Annotated in this window: 14 protein-coding genes; 2 read left to right on the top strand and 12 right to left on the bottom strand. The window is 68.4% G+C overall.

Annotated features, from left to right (window positions below; genetic code table 11):
* Positions 1-45: 45 nt before the first annotated feature.
* From rimI to radC, 6 genes are all read right to left on the bottom strand, one after another.
* Entirely contained in the window at positions 46-513 is a 468-nt protein-coding gene (rimI, locus tag RN901_RS05265) for a ribosomal protein S18-alanine N-acetyltransferase (protein ID WP_310756683.1), read from the bottom strand.
* Positions 497-1,180 carry a tRNA (adenosine(37)-N6)-threonylcarbamoyltransferase complex dimerization subunit type 1 TsaB gene (gene tsaB / locus RN901_RS05260; protein WP_310756681.1) on the bottom strand — a complete coding sequence of 228 codons (684 nt, stop codon included), beginning with the start codon at positions 1,178-1,180 and terminating at the stop codon, positions 497-499. The genes rimI and tsaB overlap by 17 nt, the downstream gene beginning before the upstream one ends.
* Positions 1,174-1,686 (bottom strand): tRNA (adenosine(37)-N6)-threonylcarbamoyltransferase complex ATPase subunit type 1 TsaE, encoded by a 513-nt coding sequence (gene tsaE, locus RN901_RS05255; RefSeq protein ID WP_310756679.1) that lies wholly within the window; start codon positions 1,684-1,686, stop codon positions 1,174-1,176. The genes tsaB and tsaE overlap by 7 nt, the downstream gene beginning before the upstream one ends.
* Entirely contained in the window at positions 1,683-3,719 is a 2,037-nt protein-coding gene (gene uvrB / locus RN901_RS05250; protein WP_310756677.1) for an excinuclease ABC subunit UvrB, read from the bottom strand. The genes tsaE and uvrB overlap by 4 nt, the downstream gene beginning before the upstream one ends.
* Positions 3,720-3,736: 17 nt before the next feature.
* Positions 3,737-5,959 (bottom strand): bifunctional (p)ppGpp synthetase/guanosine-3',5'-bis(diphosphate) 3'-pyrophosphohydrolase, encoded by a 2,223-nt coding sequence (locus RN901_RS05245; protein WP_310756675.1) that lies wholly within the window; start codon positions 5,957-5,959, stop codon positions 3,737-3,739.
* Positions 5,960-6,072: 113 nt separating this feature from the next.
* On the bottom strand, positions 6,073-6,756 hold the full coding sequence (radC, locus tag RN901_RS05240) for a DNA repair protein RadC (RefSeq protein ID WP_310756673.1): 684 nt from the start codon (positions 6,754-6,756) through the stop codon (positions 6,073-6,075).
* A 211-nt stretch (positions 6,757-6,967) separates the two neighbouring features.
* Between radC and RN901_RS05235 the strand changes: the two genes are divergently transcribed.
* Both RN901_RS05235 and RN901_RS05230 read left to right on the top strand, forming a co-directional pair.
* A complete protein-coding gene (locus RN901_RS05235) occupies positions 6,968-7,801 on the top strand; it encodes a DUF6263 family protein (RefSeq protein ID WP_310756671.1) in 834 nt (277 codons plus the stop codon).
* 46 nt (positions 7,802-7,847) lie between these two features.
* Positions 7,848-8,615, top strand: coding sequence for a DUF6263 family protein (locus tag RN901_RS05230; protein WP_310756669.1), 768 nt, complete (start codon positions 7,848-7,850; stop codon positions 8,613-8,615).
* An 18-nt stretch (positions 8,616-8,633) separates the two neighbouring features.
* Here the strand turns inward: RN901_RS05230 and RN901_RS05225 are convergent, their stop codons facing one another.
* The 6 genes from RN901_RS05225 to RN901_RS05200 form a co-directional block, all read right to left on the bottom strand.
* Positions 8,634-10,517, bottom strand: coding sequence for a CocE/NonD family hydrolase (locus tag RN901_RS05225; RefSeq protein ID WP_310756667.1), 1,884 nt, complete (start codon positions 10,515-10,517; stop codon positions 8,634-8,636).
* The gene (gene ggt, locus RN901_RS05220; protein WP_310756665.1) at positions 10,514-12,253 is read right to left on the bottom strand and encodes a gamma-glutamyltransferase; all 1,740 of its coding nucleotides are present in this window, start codon (positions 12,251-12,253) and stop codon (positions 10,514-10,516) included. Before ggt (RN901_RS05220) ends, RN901_RS05225 begins: the two co-directional genes overlap by 4 nt.
* Positions 12,254-12,283: 30 nt before the next feature.
* Positions 12,284-14,026 carry a gamma-glutamyltransferase gene (gene ggt / locus RN901_RS05215; protein WP_310756663.1) on the bottom strand — a complete coding sequence of 581 codons (1,743 nt, stop codon included), beginning with the start codon at positions 14,024-14,026 and terminating at the stop codon, positions 12,284-12,286.
* 119 nt (positions 14,027-14,145) lie between these two features.
* Complete coding sequence (gene ggt / locus RN901_RS05210) at positions 14,146-15,885, bottom strand: gamma-glutamyltransferase (protein ID WP_310756661.1); 1,740 nt, start codon at positions 15,883-15,885, stop codon at positions 14,146-14,148.
* A 69-nt stretch (positions 15,886-15,954) separates the two neighbouring features.
* On the bottom strand, positions 15,955-16,236 hold the full coding sequence (locus tag RN901_RS05205; protein WP_310756659.1) for a DUF3006 domain-containing protein: 282 nt from the start codon (positions 16,234-16,236) through the stop codon (positions 15,955-15,957).
* Positions 16,233-17,513: a lamin tail domain-containing protein gene (locus tag RN901_RS05200; protein ID WP_310756657.1), complete on the bottom strand. Its 1,281-nt coding sequence runs from the start codon at positions 17,511-17,513 to the stop codon at positions 16,233-16,235. The genes RN901_RS05205 and RN901_RS05200 overlap by 4 nt, the downstream gene beginning before the upstream one ends.
* Between the last annotated feature and the right edge of the window lie 22 nt (positions 17,514-17,535).

Here is a 17,535-nt window from a genome sequence, read left to right as displayed (position 1 = left end):
AATGGTGGTGGTGATGATGAAGAGGATCAAGGTAACAGGAAACGATCAACGGACCAGCAAGCGCCGCATGACAAGAGCGTCTTCCTTCGGACCCGCATAGTATCCGCGACGCCGTCCGACGATCTCGAATCCGCGGCTGAGGTAGAGCCCCTGCGCGCTTCGGTTCCCTTCCCGCACCTCGAGGAAGATGCGGACGACGCCCCGGGTCCGCGCTTCCGCTAGCACCGCGTCCACCAGTTCGCCCCCGATTCCGCGCCGGCGGTCGTTCGGGGCCACGGCGAGGTCCCCCAGTTCCGCCTCCCGCCCAACGAACCACACGGCGGCGTACCCCGCGACGCGACGCTCATCGTACACGGCGGAGAGGAGTACCGCGTCGGGGCGCCGCAGCAGGTTCCTGAACGTCCGTTCGGACCACGGAGTCGCGAAGCAGGCCTCCTCGATCTCCGTGACCTGCCCGAGATCCGACTCGAGGAGCGGCCGGATTCGAAGGGTCTGCCTACCGGGATCCGCCACCGCGCCCGACCTGGCGTTCGGCTCCGGAACTCCGGACATATCGCGGTTCCCACGCGTCGATGTCCGCGACACGGCCCGCCGGGAGCCTCTCGGCCAGCCACAGGAGCGCCCCCGCGCGCGGTACGCCGAGAAACGGGGGGAGCACCCTTCCGCCGTGAGCTTCGATCCTGGCACGGTGCCGGATCGCGCCCTCTCCGGCAAAAAACCATGGCCCGCGATCCTCCAACCCCTCGATCCAGCGATCGATGTCGCACGCCGTCGGCCCGCGGATCGGGGCCTCCAGCGGTCCGTCGGCCCAGGCGGCTCCATACACCTCGCCCCGGCGGGCGTCGAACAGCGCGCAAACGCGGCCACGCCCCGCGGAGGCGGCGACGGAGCGAAGGCTCGAATACGCGAAGAGCGGCACGCCCCTCGCATGACACCAGCCTTTCGCGAGCGAAGCCGCGATCCGCACGCCGGTGAAGGAGCCGGGACCCGCCCCGATGATCACGCGTTCGATACCGTCGACGCCGATCCGGGCCCGCGCGAGCATGCGCCCCACTTCGTCGAGCACGGTCTCCGAGTGTGTCGCGCGGACAGCGAGCGCGCATTCGGAAATCAGGGTGTCGCCGTGGCCCACCGCGATGCTGCCGAGTGGCGTACTCGTCTCCAGCGCCAGGCTCAGCACGCGGACGCCCCCGCCCCGTCGGCGTACGGGCCCGGATCGGGAACCGGCGGGACGCGGCCAAGCCCGCGCGCGGTCACCCGCCGCAGCACACCCGCGACAGCCCCGTCGGCCGCGTCCGCCGCGTCCGCAAACTCGAGACGAACTTCCCAGCGGTCCATCGGAAGCTCCTCCCCGGCCCGCTCCGCCCACTCGACGAAAACCGCTCCGGAGTGGGCTTCGAGTTCCTCCCAACCGAGGGCGAGGAGTTCGGACGGATCGCGGAGACGGTACAGGTCCGCGTGCCCGACCGGACCCCGTTCGCCGGCATACCAGTGGACGAGCGTGTAGGTCGGGCTCGTCACGGCTTCATCCACGCCCGCTCCGGCACACGCCGCCTGCGTGAACCGTGTCTTGCCGGCGCCGAGCGGTCCCGTGAGCGCGACAAAGACCTCCTCGCGGTCCGCGATCGCGCCGACCTCCCGCCCCCAGCGCGCGAGCCCCGCCTCGTCCAGCACGGCGCTCCTCATGCCGGATCCCCCGCGGAGATCGGCAACCCCGGCGGCCGCGTTCCCTTCCCGTCACCGATCCGTGCACGGATCTCGAACAGTTCGTCTCGCAGCCGGGCCGCCGTCTCGAAGTCGAGCGCAGCCGCCGCGGCGCGCATGTCCTTCTCGATCACCTCGGCCAACGCCTCCGGCGACAGTTCCTCGTAAGAACCTTCCCGTTCGTGCACGGCGGGCTGCGCCTCCCGCGCATCCGCCACCGCGGTCGAGAACCGGATCTCCCGCACCGACTTCACGATCGAGCGCGGCTCGATCCCGTGCTCCCGGTTGTATTCCGCCTGCACTTCGCGGCGCCTCGACGTCTCATCCATCGCCCGCCGCATCGAATCCGTCACTTTGTCCGCGTACAGAATCGCCTTCCCGGCGAGGTTTCGGGCCGCGCGCCCGATCGTCTGCACGAGAGACCGATCCGAACGGAGGAAGCCCTCCTTGTCCGCGTCCAGGATCGCGACAAGGGAGACCTCCGGCAGATCGAGGCCCTCGCGCAGCAGATTGATTCCGACCAGGACATCGAACGTCCCCAGCCGCAGATCGCGGAGGATCTTCACACGGTCGATCGCCGCAATGTCCGAGTGCATGTAGCGTACCCGCACGCCCCGCACCGCGAGGAACTCCGAAAGGTCTTCCGCCATCCGCTTCGTCAGCGTCGTCACGAGCACGCGCTCGCGCCGTTCCGTCCGCCGGCGAATCTCGCCGAGCAGGTCGTCCACCTGTCCGCGGACCGGCCGCACCTCCACTTCCGGATCCAGCAACCCCGTCGGCCGAATCAACTGTTCAACGACGACGCCCCCGCTCTTCCGCAGCTCGTACTCGCCCGGCGTCGCGCTGACGAAGATCGCGCGCGGCACGAGATTTTCCCATTCCCGGAACGACAGCGGCCGGTTGTCCAGCGCGGACGGGAGCCGAAAACCGAACTCGACCAGCGTCGTCTTTCGACTGCGGTCACCCTCGTACATGCCGCCGATCTGCGGGATCGACACGTGGGACTCGTCTACGACGACCACGTAGTCATCCGGGAAATAGTCGAGGAGACAGTACGGGCGGCTGCCGGGCGCCCGGCCGTCCAGGTGTCGGCTGTAGTTCTCGATCCCGGGGCAGAACCCCACCTCCGTCAGCATCTCGAGATCGAACCGCGTGCGCTGCTCGAGGCGTTGCGCCTCGAGCAGCCGGCCATCCTGCCGGAGGTTCAGCAGCCGCTCCTCCAGTTCCACGTAGATGCCGTGCCGCGCCTCCTCCAACCGATGGCCGAGCGTCGCGTAGTGCGTGGCCGGAAAGATCGAGGTCTCCGGCAGGCGCGTGATCGTGACGCCGGTCATCGGATCGATCTTCGAGATGCGTTCGATCGCGTCGCCCCACATCTCGACCCTGACCCCCTGCTCCTCGTACGCGGGCAGGATCTCGATCACATCGCCCCGCACCCGGAAGGTGCCGCGCACGAAGTCGAGATCGTTCCGCGAATACTGGATCTGCACGAGTCCGGCGAGGATCTCCCGGCGGGAGATCTCCTGCCCTTCGCGCAGCGTGAGCATGAGTTCGCGGTAGCCGACCGGATCTCCGAGTCCGTAGATCGCGGACACGGAAGCGACGACAATCACATCTCGCCGTTCCATGAGGGCGGACGTGGCGCGAAGCCGCAGCCGATCTATATCCTCATTGATAGATGCATCTTTCTCTATGAAAGTATCTGTCGCGGGGACATAGGCCTCGGGCTGATAATAGTCGTAGTAGGAGATGAAATACTCGACGGCGTTGCGGGGAAAGAACTGCCGCAGTTCTCCATACAACTGGGCGGCTAGCGTCTTGTTGTGGCTCATGACGAGCGTCGGGCGATTGACTTCGGCGATCATCGCCGCCAGCGTCACGGTCTTGCCGCTGCCGGTCACGCCGAGCAGCGTCTGCCACTTGTCGCCGCGGCGCACGCCCTCGGCCAATTCGCGGATCGCGGTGGGCTGGTCGCCCATCGGCTCGAACGGAAGCTGAAGGTCGAAGCGGGGCATGGTCTCGGATCGGCCGGTCACTCGATGGTGAGGCCGCTCTCCCCGAAGGACTCCTTCCGTTCGACGGAGATCACGCCCTTCACGCCCTGAACCTTGCGCATGACTTTCTCCAGATGCGTCAGGTTCTCGACTTCGACGACGAACTGCCCGCGCATCCCCCCCTCGACGCCCTTGATGTCGGCCGACTGAATGTTCGTGCCCGTGTCGCTGACGGCGCGCGCGATGTCCGCGAACAGCCCGTGGCGATCCGTCCCCTCCATGACGATGCGGATCAGGAACCGGCGCTCCCCGTGCGTCTGCCACTCGATTTCCACCCGGCGTTCGGGAGCGTTCGAAAGGTTCAGGACGTTCGGACAGTCCTGCCTGTGGATCGAAACGCCGCGGCCCCGGGTGATATAGCCGATCACGCGGTCTCCGGGGACCGGCTGGCAACACTGGGAGTACCGGACCATGAGGTTCTCCATCCCCTGGATCCGGATCCCCTGGCCACCGCCGCCCCAGACCTTGTCCACGAGCTTGTGGAGCGGACTGGGACTCTTCTGCGGCACTTCCGGGATGACCTCCGGCAGGATGGCCCGCATCACGCGCGTGAGCCCCACATCGCCGCGGCCGGTGGCGGCGTAGAGGGAATCCGCTCCGTCGTATCCCAGCGTCGTGCATGCGGCCGTGAGGGCCGCTTCGTCCACCTTCCCCCGACGGCGGCGCCTCCACTCCCGCTGAACGATGTCCTTCCCCAACTGGACCGCGGATTCCTGCTCTTCGTCGCGGATCCACTGCCGGATCTCGTGGCGGGCCTTGCTGCTCCGCACGAAGCCCAGCCAGTCCCGGCTCGGCGTCTGGGAATCGGAGGTGAGAATGTGTACGGTGTCCCCGTTCCGGAGCGGACGGCTGAGCGGGGCGATCCGCTCGTTCACCTTCGCGCCCTTGCAGCGCAGCCCGACCTCGGTGTGCACGGCGAAGGCGAAGTCGATGGGCGTGGCCCCTTTCGGCAGCTGCTTGACGTCTCCCGCCGGAGTGAAGACGAAGATCTCGTCCTGGAAGAGGTCGATGCGGAGGAACTCCATGAATTCTTCCGGCTCGCGCGTTTCCTGCTGCCACTCGAGTACCTGCCGGAACCACGCGAGTTCGTCGTCGACGTCATCGCCCGACCGGCCCTCCTTGTAGCGCCAGTGCGCCGCGATTCCGTACTCCGCGGTGCGGTGCATTTCGTGCGTGCGGATCTGGATCTCGTACAGCGCGCCGCCGGGGCCGAAGATCGTCGTGTGCAGGCTCTGGTACATGTTCGACTTCGGCGTGGCGATGAAGTCGTGGAAGCGCTCCGTGAGCGGCGTCCACTTGTTGTGCACGATGCCGAGAGCGTGGTAGCAGTCGCGCACCGAATCCACGATGAGCCGCATCGCCAGCGTGTCGTAGACCTCTTCGTACGGCTTGTCACGCTTCACCATCTTGCCGTAGATGGACCAGAGGTGCTTGGGGCGCCCGGTGACCTCGCAACCGATCCCGGCGGCGTCGAGTTCGGTTCGGAGCGGTTCCACCATGCGTCGGATCAGTTCCTCGCGTTCGCCCCGCGTGGCGTTGACCTCCTTCACGAGCTTCCTGTACCCCTCGGGTTCGAGGAACTTGAAGGCGAGGTCTTCGAGTTCCCATTTCAGGCGTGCGACTCCGAGACGGTGGGCGAGCGGCGCGTAGATCTCCCGGGTTTCGAGCGCGATCCGCTGCCGCGCGCCCGCCGGCATGTGCTCCAGCGTCCGCATGTTGTGGAGACGGTCCGCCAGCTTGACCATGATCACGCGCGCGTCGCGGGCCATGGAGAGGAGGAGCTTGCGGTAGGTCTCGACCTGACGTTCCGCCATGGAGCCGAACGCGAACAACGAGATCTTCGTGAGGCCGTCCACGATGATCGCGATCTCCTCGCCGAACTCCGTCCGGATCTCGTCCACGGTCGTGTCCGTGTCCTCCACCACATCGTGGAGGAGCGACGCGGCGATGCTCACCGTGTCCAGCCGGATCTCGATGAGGATCTTGGCGACCTCCACGCAGTGGCGGATGTAATCCTCGCCGGAGCGACGCTTCTGGCCCTCGTGTTTTTCCAGGCTGTACTGGAACGCAAGGGCGAGCAGGTCGAGGTCGAGGCGGGCCTCGTACCCCTCGATCGCCTTCATGAAGTCCTTCGGCAGCAGCGAGCGCGGGCCCGCTCCCGGCGCGGCCCGGCCCACTTCCCGCTTGAGGCTGCTCTCCACGCTTCGCGCTCCGTCCCCGAGACGTCACCACCCGAACAGCCACGATCCAGCGGCCCGGGCAACCTGTAAAGGTAGCAGTAGCGCGCGAGTTCGGCGCGGGCCGGGCGAGGGAGCTAGCAGATGCCGCGTTCGCGAAGGCTCACGTAGGCCCGGTCGCCGAGGATGATGTGGTCGCGGACGGGAATGCCGAGAAGCCGGCCGCTCTCGACGAGTTGGCAGGTCACGGCGATGTCTTCGGGGGACGGTTCGGGCTCGCCGCTCGGATGATTGTGGGCCAGGATGACGGAGGCCGAGGCCGTGGCGATCGCCGGCGCGAATACTTCCCGCGGGTGGACGAGCGAGCTGTTCAGAAGCCCCACCGTGAGTCGTCGCTCGAGCAGAACCTGGCTCTGCGTATCCAGGTAGATGACCCAGAACTCTTCCTGTCGACGATCCCTCAGCAGGGGGCCGAGGCGTCCGAACACGTCGGCCGGACTGCGGATGCGCGCGCTGGCGCGGGCGGGCTCGGCCGCCTGCCGCCGTCCAAGCGCGAGCGCCGCCGCCACGGCGGCCGAACGGGCGGGGCCGACTCCCCCGGTCCGCTCGAGTTCGGCCGGCTCCGCCCGCCCCATCTCCCGCAGCGAACCGTCGAAGTCCGCGAGTAGCCGCCCGGCCACATCCACGGCCGAGCGCCCCGTCGCACCCGCACCGAGCACGACCGCGAGCAGTTCCGTCGTCGAGAGCGCGTCGGGGCTGAAGCGGCGCAGCCGCTCCCGCGGACGTTCGCTCGCCGGGAGTTCGAGGATCTTCGGAGCCATGCGTCATGTATCCCCGCGGCCATGAATTCCGTCTCAACTCGGGGGTAGCGGGAGGTATATCGTCCTCGGCACCGGTGGCATGCTCCGATCCGATCGCGCATGTTGCGGGCACCCTGGCGGCCGAGGACGAAACATCCGAGCCGGGGCGGGAATCGCGCATTCGAACGCGCGAACTCCCGAGTCCCTGTCTCCTTACCGTCAGGAGGACCACATGACTTCACGATGGCGCACGTCCGCGGTCGCCACGGCGCTCAGCTTCGCCGCCGTCCTCACCTCGTGCGGCCCGTCCCCCGCAGTCCGAACGATCCCGCTCGAAGCGCCGCTCCTGCTGCGGATGGCACCGCCCGAGGGGCAGGTATCGCGCTACGCCTACTCCATGGAAACGAGCGTGGAGAGTCCCATGATGCCTTCGACCGGTGGCCCGCTCATGACCATGGCCTGGCAGCAGATTCAGACGGTCCTGAGCGTGGACGGCGAGGTCATTCGAGTCCGCGGGGCGGTCGATTCGGCCAGCACCACGTTCGGGAGGCCGATGCCGGGGATGGACGACATGCTGCCCGACTTCTCCGGGCTGTCCTTCACCGTGGACATGGACCCGCGCGGCAGCGTCCTGCAAGTCGTGGAGAGCGAGGGAGTCCCGGAAGATGCCGGGGTGAGCGTCGAGAGCATGCTGCAGGGAGCCGGCCATTCCGTGCTGCCTGAAGAGGAGGTAAGTCCCGGGGATGCCTGGATGGTCGAGGCGCCGCTCGAGATGCCGATGGGGACCGGCGGAACGATGTCGCTGGACATGGAATTCACCTACACGTTCGTGAGTCTCGCTGACGGCCTCGCCACCCTTTCGTTCGAGGGGCCGATGGACATGGACATGGACGTCCAGGGCATGGCGATGAACGGCTCTGGGACCCTGTCGGGAACGATGGTCGTCGACCTCGTCGAGGGCCGGTACGTGAGCCAGACGAGCCGGCAGAACATGGAAATGAGCGTGGCCGGGACGTCGATGACGGTGAATACGACGACCGCGCTCGAACTGCTGCCGGATTCCTGACACCAAGGACGCCAAACGGCGAGTGACGGAAAACCAGGGAGAACCGATGAACGCAACGAGAATGCGAGCCTTGATTCGAAGCGCGGCGGCGGCCGCTCTAGCAGTGGGCTGTGCGGCCCCCCTTTACGGGCAGACCCTGCTTCGCATGACGCCGGCCGCAGGACAGGTCTCGCGATACGTCATCGAGGCGGAGACGTCCATGTCAGGTACGGTCATGTCGACGCAGTCCCTCTACCGGACGGAGACGATCGCCGGCGTGACCGGTGACGTCATTGAGATCCAGGCCGTGATTGACTCGTCCGCCGTGACGGAAGCCATGCCCGGAGCGAGCGGGCCCGACCTGTCGGGCATGAGTTACACGTTCGGCATGGACCCGCGGGCGCGAGTTACGGGGTTGACGGACGCCGGAACGCTCACGGCGGACGCGGAGGTGGCGATCAGTGCGCTGCTGCGTAGCAGTTTCTTCGAGTTGCCGGAGGGCGAAGTGAGCCCGGGTGACTCCTGGTCGGGACAGGTGACGGCCGAGATACCGGCCGGCATGGGCGGCACGATGACGATGGAAACGGACGTAACCTACACGCTCGCGAACCTCGACGGGGATCTGGCGGAAATATCGCTCGATGGAACCGTGACGATGTCCGGAAGTGCCGGCGGCATGACGATGGACGGAACCGGATCGGTCAGCGGGACCGCGATCTTCGACACGGGACGAAGCCGCCTGGATAGCCACGACAGTGTGCTCAATGTGGACATCAACGCGGGCGGCATGGCGATTTCGATGCAGACGACCACCACGCGCAGGATCATCTCCTGACACGGGCGTCAAGTCGCGCTATCGATTTCGTGAGGGCAATACGATCCCGGAGGGGTACGTCGGGTTTCGCTTGACCGTCCACTCCGGGACGTTGCCGTCGCGCGGATAGCGGAGGAAGGTGTCCGCGTCCGCGCCCGCGAGGGCGACCCGGATCCGGTGGCCCGCCCGGAACAGCACCGACGTCGCCCACAGGTCGAAGCTCAGTTCCGCGACCTCCCCCGGCACGAGCGGGAGGGCGTCCGCGCGCGACTCGCTGCGGTGCGGCCCGTACTTCCGGTACAGCGGCGGGTCGTCCGTGACCGCGCGCATGACGCCGCGGAGCTGTCCCTCGGTGATGTACCGCACGGTGCCGTCGGGAGCGACGTCTTCCAGGTAGACGACGAAGGCGCCGTCCGTCTCGGTGGACGCCAGGTGCAGCGTGACGACGGGGTGGCCGGTGACTTCGGTATCGACCGCCAGCGGGGCGCTGGTGTAGGTCAGCAGCTTCCCGTCCTCCGCGCGGCGGTCGCCGTACACGACATCGCCGCCCCCGCCGTTCGTGTACCAGCGGTTGCGGGTCCCGGTCGTGGCGGTGAAATCGACGGTGTAGGCGTCCTCGCCCGCTCCCGGGACGGGAGGATCCGTCGACAGCCTGCCGCCATCGCCCAAGTACCACGTCACGTCGTCGAAGCCCTCCGGCGGCCACGTCTCCGTCCGCGTCCAGCGGTCGGCTCCGAGCGTGTAGTAGTGGATCTCCGTCGGCGTCTCCCCGGATCCATCCTCCTTGAGGTGGGCATCGAAGAACGCGACGAGTTCCTCGAACCGGGCATCGGCGTCAGGGGCGACAGGCGTGTCGTCCGCCTTGAAGGGGTCCGTGTCGTTGCGCGCCCCGTGGTCCCACGGACCGATGAACACCTGCTGCGCGTTCGAGATCGTGTTGTAGCGGCCGAGCGTGCCGTTCACCGTGCCGGCGTCCTGCCAGCCGACCCGGACGAACATGGCCGCGCCGGACTCCTCGATCTGCGGGAGGTGGCCGGAGGGGCTGCGGCGGTGCCCGACGTTCGTCTCTCCGTAGGGGCCGAACGGGTCGTCCCGGAACTCGTACTCCAGCGCCGCCTCGAACGGCACGGTATTGGCCTGGTGCTCCGCCACCGCGGCGGCGAGCAGCGATCCGTCAACGTCCGCGTCCACCGGTTTCACGCCGGTGACCCGGCTCTGCACCTCGTCGCAGGCGGCCCCCATCGCGTCGGAGAGGCCGCAGATATCGTTCAGGTCCTGCATTCGGGTGCGGTTCGACCAGTCCTCGAGGAAGCCGACCGTGAGGACCCCGCCGGGGAAGATGAGGTGGCCGAAGTTGTCGAAGTCGTTGAAGAGGGGCGCGACCGCCTTCACGGCGGGGTTCCGGTTGACCGCGAGCATCTCGGCCGTGTTCCCGGCGTAGGAGACCCCGTAGGCCCCCACCCGCCCGTTCGACCACGGCTGGTCCGCGATCCAGTCCGCGACCTCCCCGTAGTCCGTGACCTCGTCTTCGGCGAGTTCGAAGCGGCGGATCCCGAACGAGGCCCCGCTTCCCCGCCCATCGACGAGGACAAGCGCGTACCCGGCCCGGTTCCAGCGCTCCGCCTCGGCGAAGTTCGAGGTCTCCTCGAGGGGGACGCCGACCTCGCCCCGGGCGCGCCAGTAACGCGTCGCCCGCATCATGGCCGGGAGCCGGTCCCCGGACCGGATGTTCTCGGGCAGCCATACGTCGACGGCGATGCGGACGCCATCGCGCATGGGGACGTGAAGCGCCTGGTTGCGCGTGAGCGCGCTCACGGGGGCGTCACCCGCGCGGTCGCCGGAAGTGGAAGCGCCGTCCCCGCAGGCCAGCCCGGCCAGTGCCGCCAGACCCGCCGGCAAGCAGGCGGGCCGCCCCCGCCTCACCAGGCGATCGCGTGGCCGTCGCGGCGCGGATCCGATCCGCCGGCGAGGGCGCCCGTCTCCGCATCCCGGTACACGCCCTGTACACCGCCGAGGTTGCCGGGCTCGACGAGATTGTGGCCGCGGTCCGCCAATTCTCCGTACACATCGGGCGGGAAGCCCGCCTCCAGGTACGTGACGGAATCCTCCGGAATCGGCGTGAGGCCCCCGCCCCGGTTGAGACACATGCGGGGCGACGCGATCGCGAGCTGCATGTCCATCCCGCCCGCCGTCAGCTTCGTGATCACCTGTCCAACCGTCTGCGGGATCGTGTAACCGCCGGCGGCGCCGACGGCCGCGACGAGATTTCCGTCCTTCATGACGACGCACGGCGTCATCACGCCCTTCGCCTTCTGGCCTCCCGCGATGTAGTTGGCGTGCCCCTCCTCGAGGGAGAAGCCGAACATGTGGCCGTTGTTGAGGAAGATCCCCGTGTCGCCCGCGATGACGCCGCTCCCGTAGAGGGCGACGAGAGACTGCGTGAAGGCGACGGCGTTCCCCCAGCGGTCGGCGGAAGAGAGGCTCGTCGTCCCGAAGAACGGGAGGGGGGCGCCCGAGAAGGAGGCGATGCGGGCGGGATCGATCGTCGCCCGCTGTTCGTCCGCGTATTCCTTCGAGATGATCATGTCGACCGGGATCTCCGCGTCTTCGTTCCCGGTGTTGTACTGCTCGTCGTCGATCAGGGCGAGCCGGTTCGCCTCGAGCCACAGGTGGGCGAACTCGGAGCTGTAGAGATCCATGTTGGCGAGGTCGAAGCCGTCCATGATGTTGAGCGCCTGGAACATCGTCATCCCGCACGACCCCGGCGGCATGGCGTACAGATCGTGCCCCTGGAAGGTCGTCGTGATGGGCTCTCTCCACGCGACCTCGTAGCCCTCCAGATCGGCCTTCGTCATGTGGCCGCCGTTCTCGGCGAGGAAGGCGACGATGCGGTCTCCGATCTCGCCCATGTAGAAGTCGTCCGCGCCTTCGCGCGCGAGTCGGCGCATGCTGGCGGCGAGTTCGGGCTGCCTGATGATCTCGCCCATGCGCGGCGGGCGCCCGTTCGGGAACATGACGCGGGTGCTGGACGGGAACCTCCCGAGCTTATCCGCGCTCCCGTTGGTGTGGAGCGCATCGAACTTCGAGATCACGAAGCCGTCCTCGGCGAGCTGGATCGCGGGCTCGAACACGTCGCCGAGGCTCATCGTCCCGTAGCGCTCGAGCACGGCGGCCCAGCCCTTGAAGGCGCCGGGCACGATCGGGGCGCGATAGCCCATCTCGACATCATCCGGCGTGATCGTGCTCGCCGAGGAGGCCGCGGGCGCCCGGCCGAGCGCGTCGAGTCCGACGACCCGGTTCTCCTCGGCCAGGTAGATGAGCATGAAGCCGCCGAAGCCGCCGAGCCCGGACATGTAGGGCTCGGAGACGTTGAGCGTGGCGGAGGCGGCGACGATGGCGTCGATCGCGTTTCCGCCCCGCATCATGATCGTCGTGCCGGCGAGCGAGGCGTAGTAGTCGGCGGCGGCGGTCACGCCGCGGCGGCCCCACACGGTCCCGTGCGCGGGTCCGAGCAGGCCCGGAACGTTCGAATCTCCGGCCGGACCCCATTGTCCGATCCCGTCGGGGGGCGCGGCGGCCGTTTCGGGGGCACGGCAGGCGATCAGACCGGATCCGGCGGCGGCCGCGGCGGACGTGGCGAGGAAGTCTCGGCGCTTCATGGCTCGACTCCTGGGCAGAAAGGGTTTGTCCTACCAGGCGATGGCGTGGCCGTCCCGGCGCGGGTCGGATCCGCCGGCGAGGGCGCCGGTCTCGGCATCCCGGTACACGCCCTGCACGCCGCCGGGGTTGCCGGGCTCGGCCAGATTGTGGCCGCGGTCCTCGAGTTCGTCGTACACCTCGGGCGGGAAGCCCGCCTCCAGGTACGTGACCGAATCCTCCGGGATCGGCGTGCGCCCCCCGCCCCGGTTGAGGCACATGCGCGGAGAGGCGATCGCGAGCTGTATGTCCATGCCGCCCGTCGTCAGCTTCGTGATCACCTGGCCCACGGTCTGCGGGATCGTGTAGCCGCCCGCGGCGCCGACGGCCGCGACGAGGTTTCCGTCCTTCATCACGACGCACGGCGTCATCACTCCCTTCGCCTTCTGGCCGCCCTCGAGGTGATTGACGTGCCCTTCCTCGAGGACGAAGCCGAAGGTGTGACCGTTGTTCAGGAAGATGCCGGTGTCGCCGGCGATCACGCCGCTCCCGTAGCCGCTCACGAGCGACTGCGTGAAGGCGACCGCGTTCCCCCAGCGGTCGGCGGACGAGAGGCTCGTCGTTCCGAAGAAGGGGAGCGGGGCCCCGGAGAAGGAGGCGATGCGGGTGGGGTCGATCTTCGCCCGCTGGTCGTCCGCGTATTCCTTCGAGATGATCATGTCGACGGGGATATCGACGTCTTCCTTCCCCGTGTTGTAGCGGTCGTCATCGATGAGGGCGAGCCGGTACGCCTCGAGCCACAGGTGCGCGAACTCGGAGCTGTAGAGGTCCATGTTCGCGAGGTCGAATCCGTCCATGATGTTGAGCGCCTGGAACATCGACATCCCGCACGAGCCCGGCGGCATCGCGTACAGGTCGTGCCCCTGGTACGTCGTCGTGATCGGTTCCTTCCACGTGACGTCGTACGACTCGAGGTCGCCCATCGTCATGTGGCCGCCGTTGTCGGCGAGGAAGGAGACGACGCGCTCCCCGATCTCCCCCTTGTAGAAGTCGTCCGCGCCCTCGCGGGCGAGGCGCCGCATGCTCGCGGCGAGATCGGGTTGCCGGATGATCTCGCCCATGCGCGGGGGACGGCCGTTCGGGAACATGACGCGTGTGGTCGACGGGAACTGTCCCAGCTTCTCGGCCGCGGCGCCGTTCGTGTGGATCTCGTCGAAGCGCGAGACGACGAACCCGTCCTCGGCGAGCCGAATCGCGGGTTCGAACACGTCGCCCAGGCTCATCGTCCCGTAGCGTTCGAGGGCGGCGGCCCAGCCCTTGAAGGCGCCGGGTACGATGGGCGCCTTGTAGCCCGCCGCGAAGTCGTCGAGCGTCATCGTTTCCGGGGACGAGGCGGCCGGCGATTTTCCGAGCGCGTCGAGTCCGACGACCCGGTTCTCCTCGGCCAGGTAGATGAGCATGAAGCCGCCGAATCCCCCGATGCCGGACATGTAGGGTTCGGAGACGTTGAGCATCGCGGAGGCGGCCACGATGGCGTCCACCGCGTTCCCGCCCTGCATCATGATCGTCGTGCCGGCGAGGGAGGCGTAGTAGTCGGCGGCGGCCGTCACGCCGCGCGCTCCCCAGACGGCCCGGTGCGCGGGCCCGAGCAGGCCCGGGACGTTGGAGTCTCCGGCCGGGCCCCATTGCCCGCTCGCGGCGGTGGCCGCGCCCGCGGTTTCGGGAGGCCGGCATCCGATGAGACTGGATCCGGCGGCGGCGGCGGCGGAGGTGGCGAGGAAGTCTCGGCGCTTCATGGGGCGGCTCCTGGGCAGGGGGATCGCAGACCTTGATCCTAGACCCCCCACAGGCCGCCGCTCAAGACATCGCTATCCGTGCCCGCCGGGCCGCAGCCCGCGGCGGAGCGCCGGCGCGACTACCAGGCGATGGCGTGGCCGTCCCGGCGCGGGTCCGATCCGCCGGCCAGTCCGCCGGTCTCCGCATCCCGGTGCACGCCCTGCACGCCGCCCAGATTGCCCGGTTCCGCCAGGTAGTGGCCACGCTCCGCCAGTTCCTCATACACCGCGGGCGGGAAGCCCGCTTCGAGATAGGTCACGGAGTCCTCCGGGATCGGCGTCCGCCCCCCGCCCCGGTTCACGCACATGCGCGGCGAGGCGATCGCGAGCTGCATGTCCATGCCCGCCACCGCGAGCTTCGTGACGACCTGCCCAACCGTCTGCGGGATCGTGTAGCCGCCCTGCGCCCCGACCGCCGCGAAGAGGTCGCCGTCCCTCATCATGATGCACGGCGTCATCACGCCCTTCGCCCGCTTGCCGCCCTCGAGGTGGTTCACGTGACCCTCCTCGAGCACGAAGCCGAACATGTGGCCGTTGTTGAGGAAGATCCCGGTGTCCCCCGCGATCACGCCGCTCCCGTACCCGTTCACGAGCGATTGCGTGAAGGCGACCGCGTTCCCCCAGCGGTCGACGGTGGAGAGACTCGTCGTCCCGTAGAACGGAAGCGGGGCCCCGGAGAAGGAGGCGACGCGCACGGGATCGATCTTCGCGCGCTGTTCGTCGGCGTACTCCCGGGAGATGATCATGTCCACGGGGATGTCCGCGTCTTCCTTGCCGGTGTTGTACCGGTCATCGTCGGCGAGGGCGAGCTTCATCGCCTCGAGCCACAGGTGGACGAACTCGGAGCCGTACAGATCCATGTTCGCGAGGTCGAACCCGTCCATGATGTTCAGCGCCTGGAACATCGACATCCCGCACGAACCCGGCGGCATCGCGTGCAGATCGTATCCCTGGAACGTCGTCCGGATCGGCTCGCGCCACTCGACCTCGTACGATTCCAGGTCCGCCTTCGTGAGGTGGCCGCCGTTCTCGGCCAGGAAAGCGACGATGCGGTCGGCGAGTTCGCCCCTGTAGAGGTCGTCCGCTCCCGTGCGGGCGAGGTGCCGCATGCTCGCGGCGAGCTCCGGCTGCCGGATGATCTCGCCCATGCGCGGCGGGCGGCCGTTGGGGAAGAACACGCGCGTCGTCGACGGGAAGCGGCTCAGCTTCTCCGCGCTCGACTGCGTGTAGCGCTCGTCGAACTTCGAGAACACGAAGCCATCTTCGGCGAGCTGGATCGCGGGCTCGAACAGGTCGCCGAGGCTCATCGTACCGTATCGCTCGAGAGCGGCGGCCCACCCCTTGAAGGCGCCGGGAACGATCGGCGCCTTGTAGCCCATCGCGAAGTCGTCGAGCGTCATCGTCTCCGGCGACGAGGCGGCGGGCGAGCGGCCGAGCGCATCGAGTCCCACCACCCGGTTTTCTTCGGCAAGATAGATGAGCATGTAGCCGCCGAAGCCCCCGATCCCGGACATGTAGGGATCCGACACGTTCAGCGTGGCGCACGCGGCGACCATCGCGTCGATCGCGTTCCCCCCTTGCATCATGGTCTGCGTGCCGGCGAGGGACGCGTAGTAGTCGGAGCAGGCCGTCACGCCCGTGCGACCCCACACGGTGCCGTGCGCGGGCCCGGCCAGGCCGGGCACATGCGAGTAGTCGCCGGAGCCCCACTGCCCGGAGGTGAGGGGCGCGGCGGCGGATGTCTCGGGGGGACGGCAGGCGACGAGGCCCGATCCGGCGGCCGCGGCGGCGGAGGTGGCGAGAAAGTCTCGGCGTTTCATCGGACGGCTCCTGGCAGGGGGATCGCAGACTTCGATCCTAGATCCGAGCCGCGCCATCGTTCAAGACGCCTACAGCTTGATGTCGCCGCCGGGGTCGCGCCGTCTCAGGCGCCGGAGCACGTCTTCCGCCTCGCGGAGACGGGCGCGGCGCGCCTCTTCGTCGAGCGCGGCCGCCGCCCAGTCGGGCCGTCCGTCGGCCTCCGGTACCCGCAGCACGGCCCCTTCGCGGCTCCCGGCGGGAAGCGTCTCGATGGGCACGTCCTCGGTGCGCTCGTCCCCATCGCGGATGATTACGGCGATGGACCCCTCCACGCGCTCGACGACCCAGAGGTGCTCCGCCTGCCGGCTCAATAGTCGAACACGACGACGACGGCCCCGGTGTCGTCGTAGAGGGTCGCGGTATCGCCGTTGTTGTTCCACACGGCCTGCCGTCGGCCCATGTAGTAGCGTGTGGCGTCGGCACGCCCAGCACCGGTGTGGACCACGAGTTGTCCGCCGGCCTCCAGCACCGCTCCCGCGGGAAACCGGAAGCAATGGTTGGCTCGGTCGCAAAGGGACCAGCCCCCGATCGGTCGGTCGCCGGACTCCAGATTTCGGATCACGGCATATTCCCCGTTCGGGTTCCTGTGATCGTTGCCCGGCGCATCGGCGTGCACCCAGAGTCGGAGTCGCGCATCACCCGCGCCGGCGGGGACACTGGCCGGCCCGGGAGCCGCCACGGGCGGACGGTGGGTCGGGCGGTCCCCCGCCCTGCCGCGCAACGCGATCTCCCCGCCGAACGAGACCTCATAGTCGCCGCTCTCGCGCCCCTGCACGGAGACGTGGCCGTGCCAATCCGTGCGGAACACGGTGGCCCCCGACGCCTCGTAGGCCCGGAGGGCGGCCGGCCGCGGATGGCCGTAGCTGTTGCGGCCCACCGAGATCACGACGACCCGAGGTCGGGCGGCGTTCAGAAACTCCCGCGTGAAGCCGTTGTCGCTACCGTGGTGCGGCGCCTTGAGCAGCGCCAACTCGCGGACGGCCCCCTGGTTCATCAGGTGAGTCAACTGCCGTACTTCGGAATCACCGCTGAGGAAGGCCCTGAACTCTCCGAACCGCACGAGCAGGCTGACGGAGCGGTCGTTGTGATTCGTCGTCCCCCGCGGGAGCAGAGGCAGGACATCGATCTCGACTTCTCCGAGCGTGAGCGTCCGCGGCGAGGCCTCCAGATAGGTGATTTCCGGACGCGCGTCGAGGGCGGCGAGGAGCCGCCGGTAGGTCTGCGTCGTGTGCGGCTCCCCGTTGTCCATGTAGAAGCGGACCGGGAGCGCCGCGATGACGCCGGCCATGCCGCCGATGTGATCCGCGTGGGGGTGCGTCGCGACGAGCAGATCGATCTCGCTCACGCCGAACTGCCGCAGTAGAGGGGCGACGTCGTCTCGCCCCGCGTCGATGAGCGCGGTCCGGCCACCCGGCGCCTGGATGAGGACGGCATCCGCCTGTCCGACATCGAGGAACGTGATGCGCAGGACGGAGTCCGGATCGGCGGTCGGGGCAGACGGGGCCGTCGCGAAGACCGGCGCGGCGAGGAGGGTGGCAACGGTGGCGACGGCAAGGACGCGGCGAAGCCGCTCCCAGCCGCGCCTCACCGACGGCTCTTGTGTGATCCCG

This window comes from Candidatus Palauibacter soopunensis, from assembly GCF_947581735.1.
Classification (GTDB): Bacteria; Gemmatimonadota; Gemmatimonadetes; order Palauibacterales; family Palauibacteraceae; genus Palauibacter; species Palauibacter soopunensis.
This window is presented reverse-complemented; position numbering and strand designations above follow the sequence as displayed.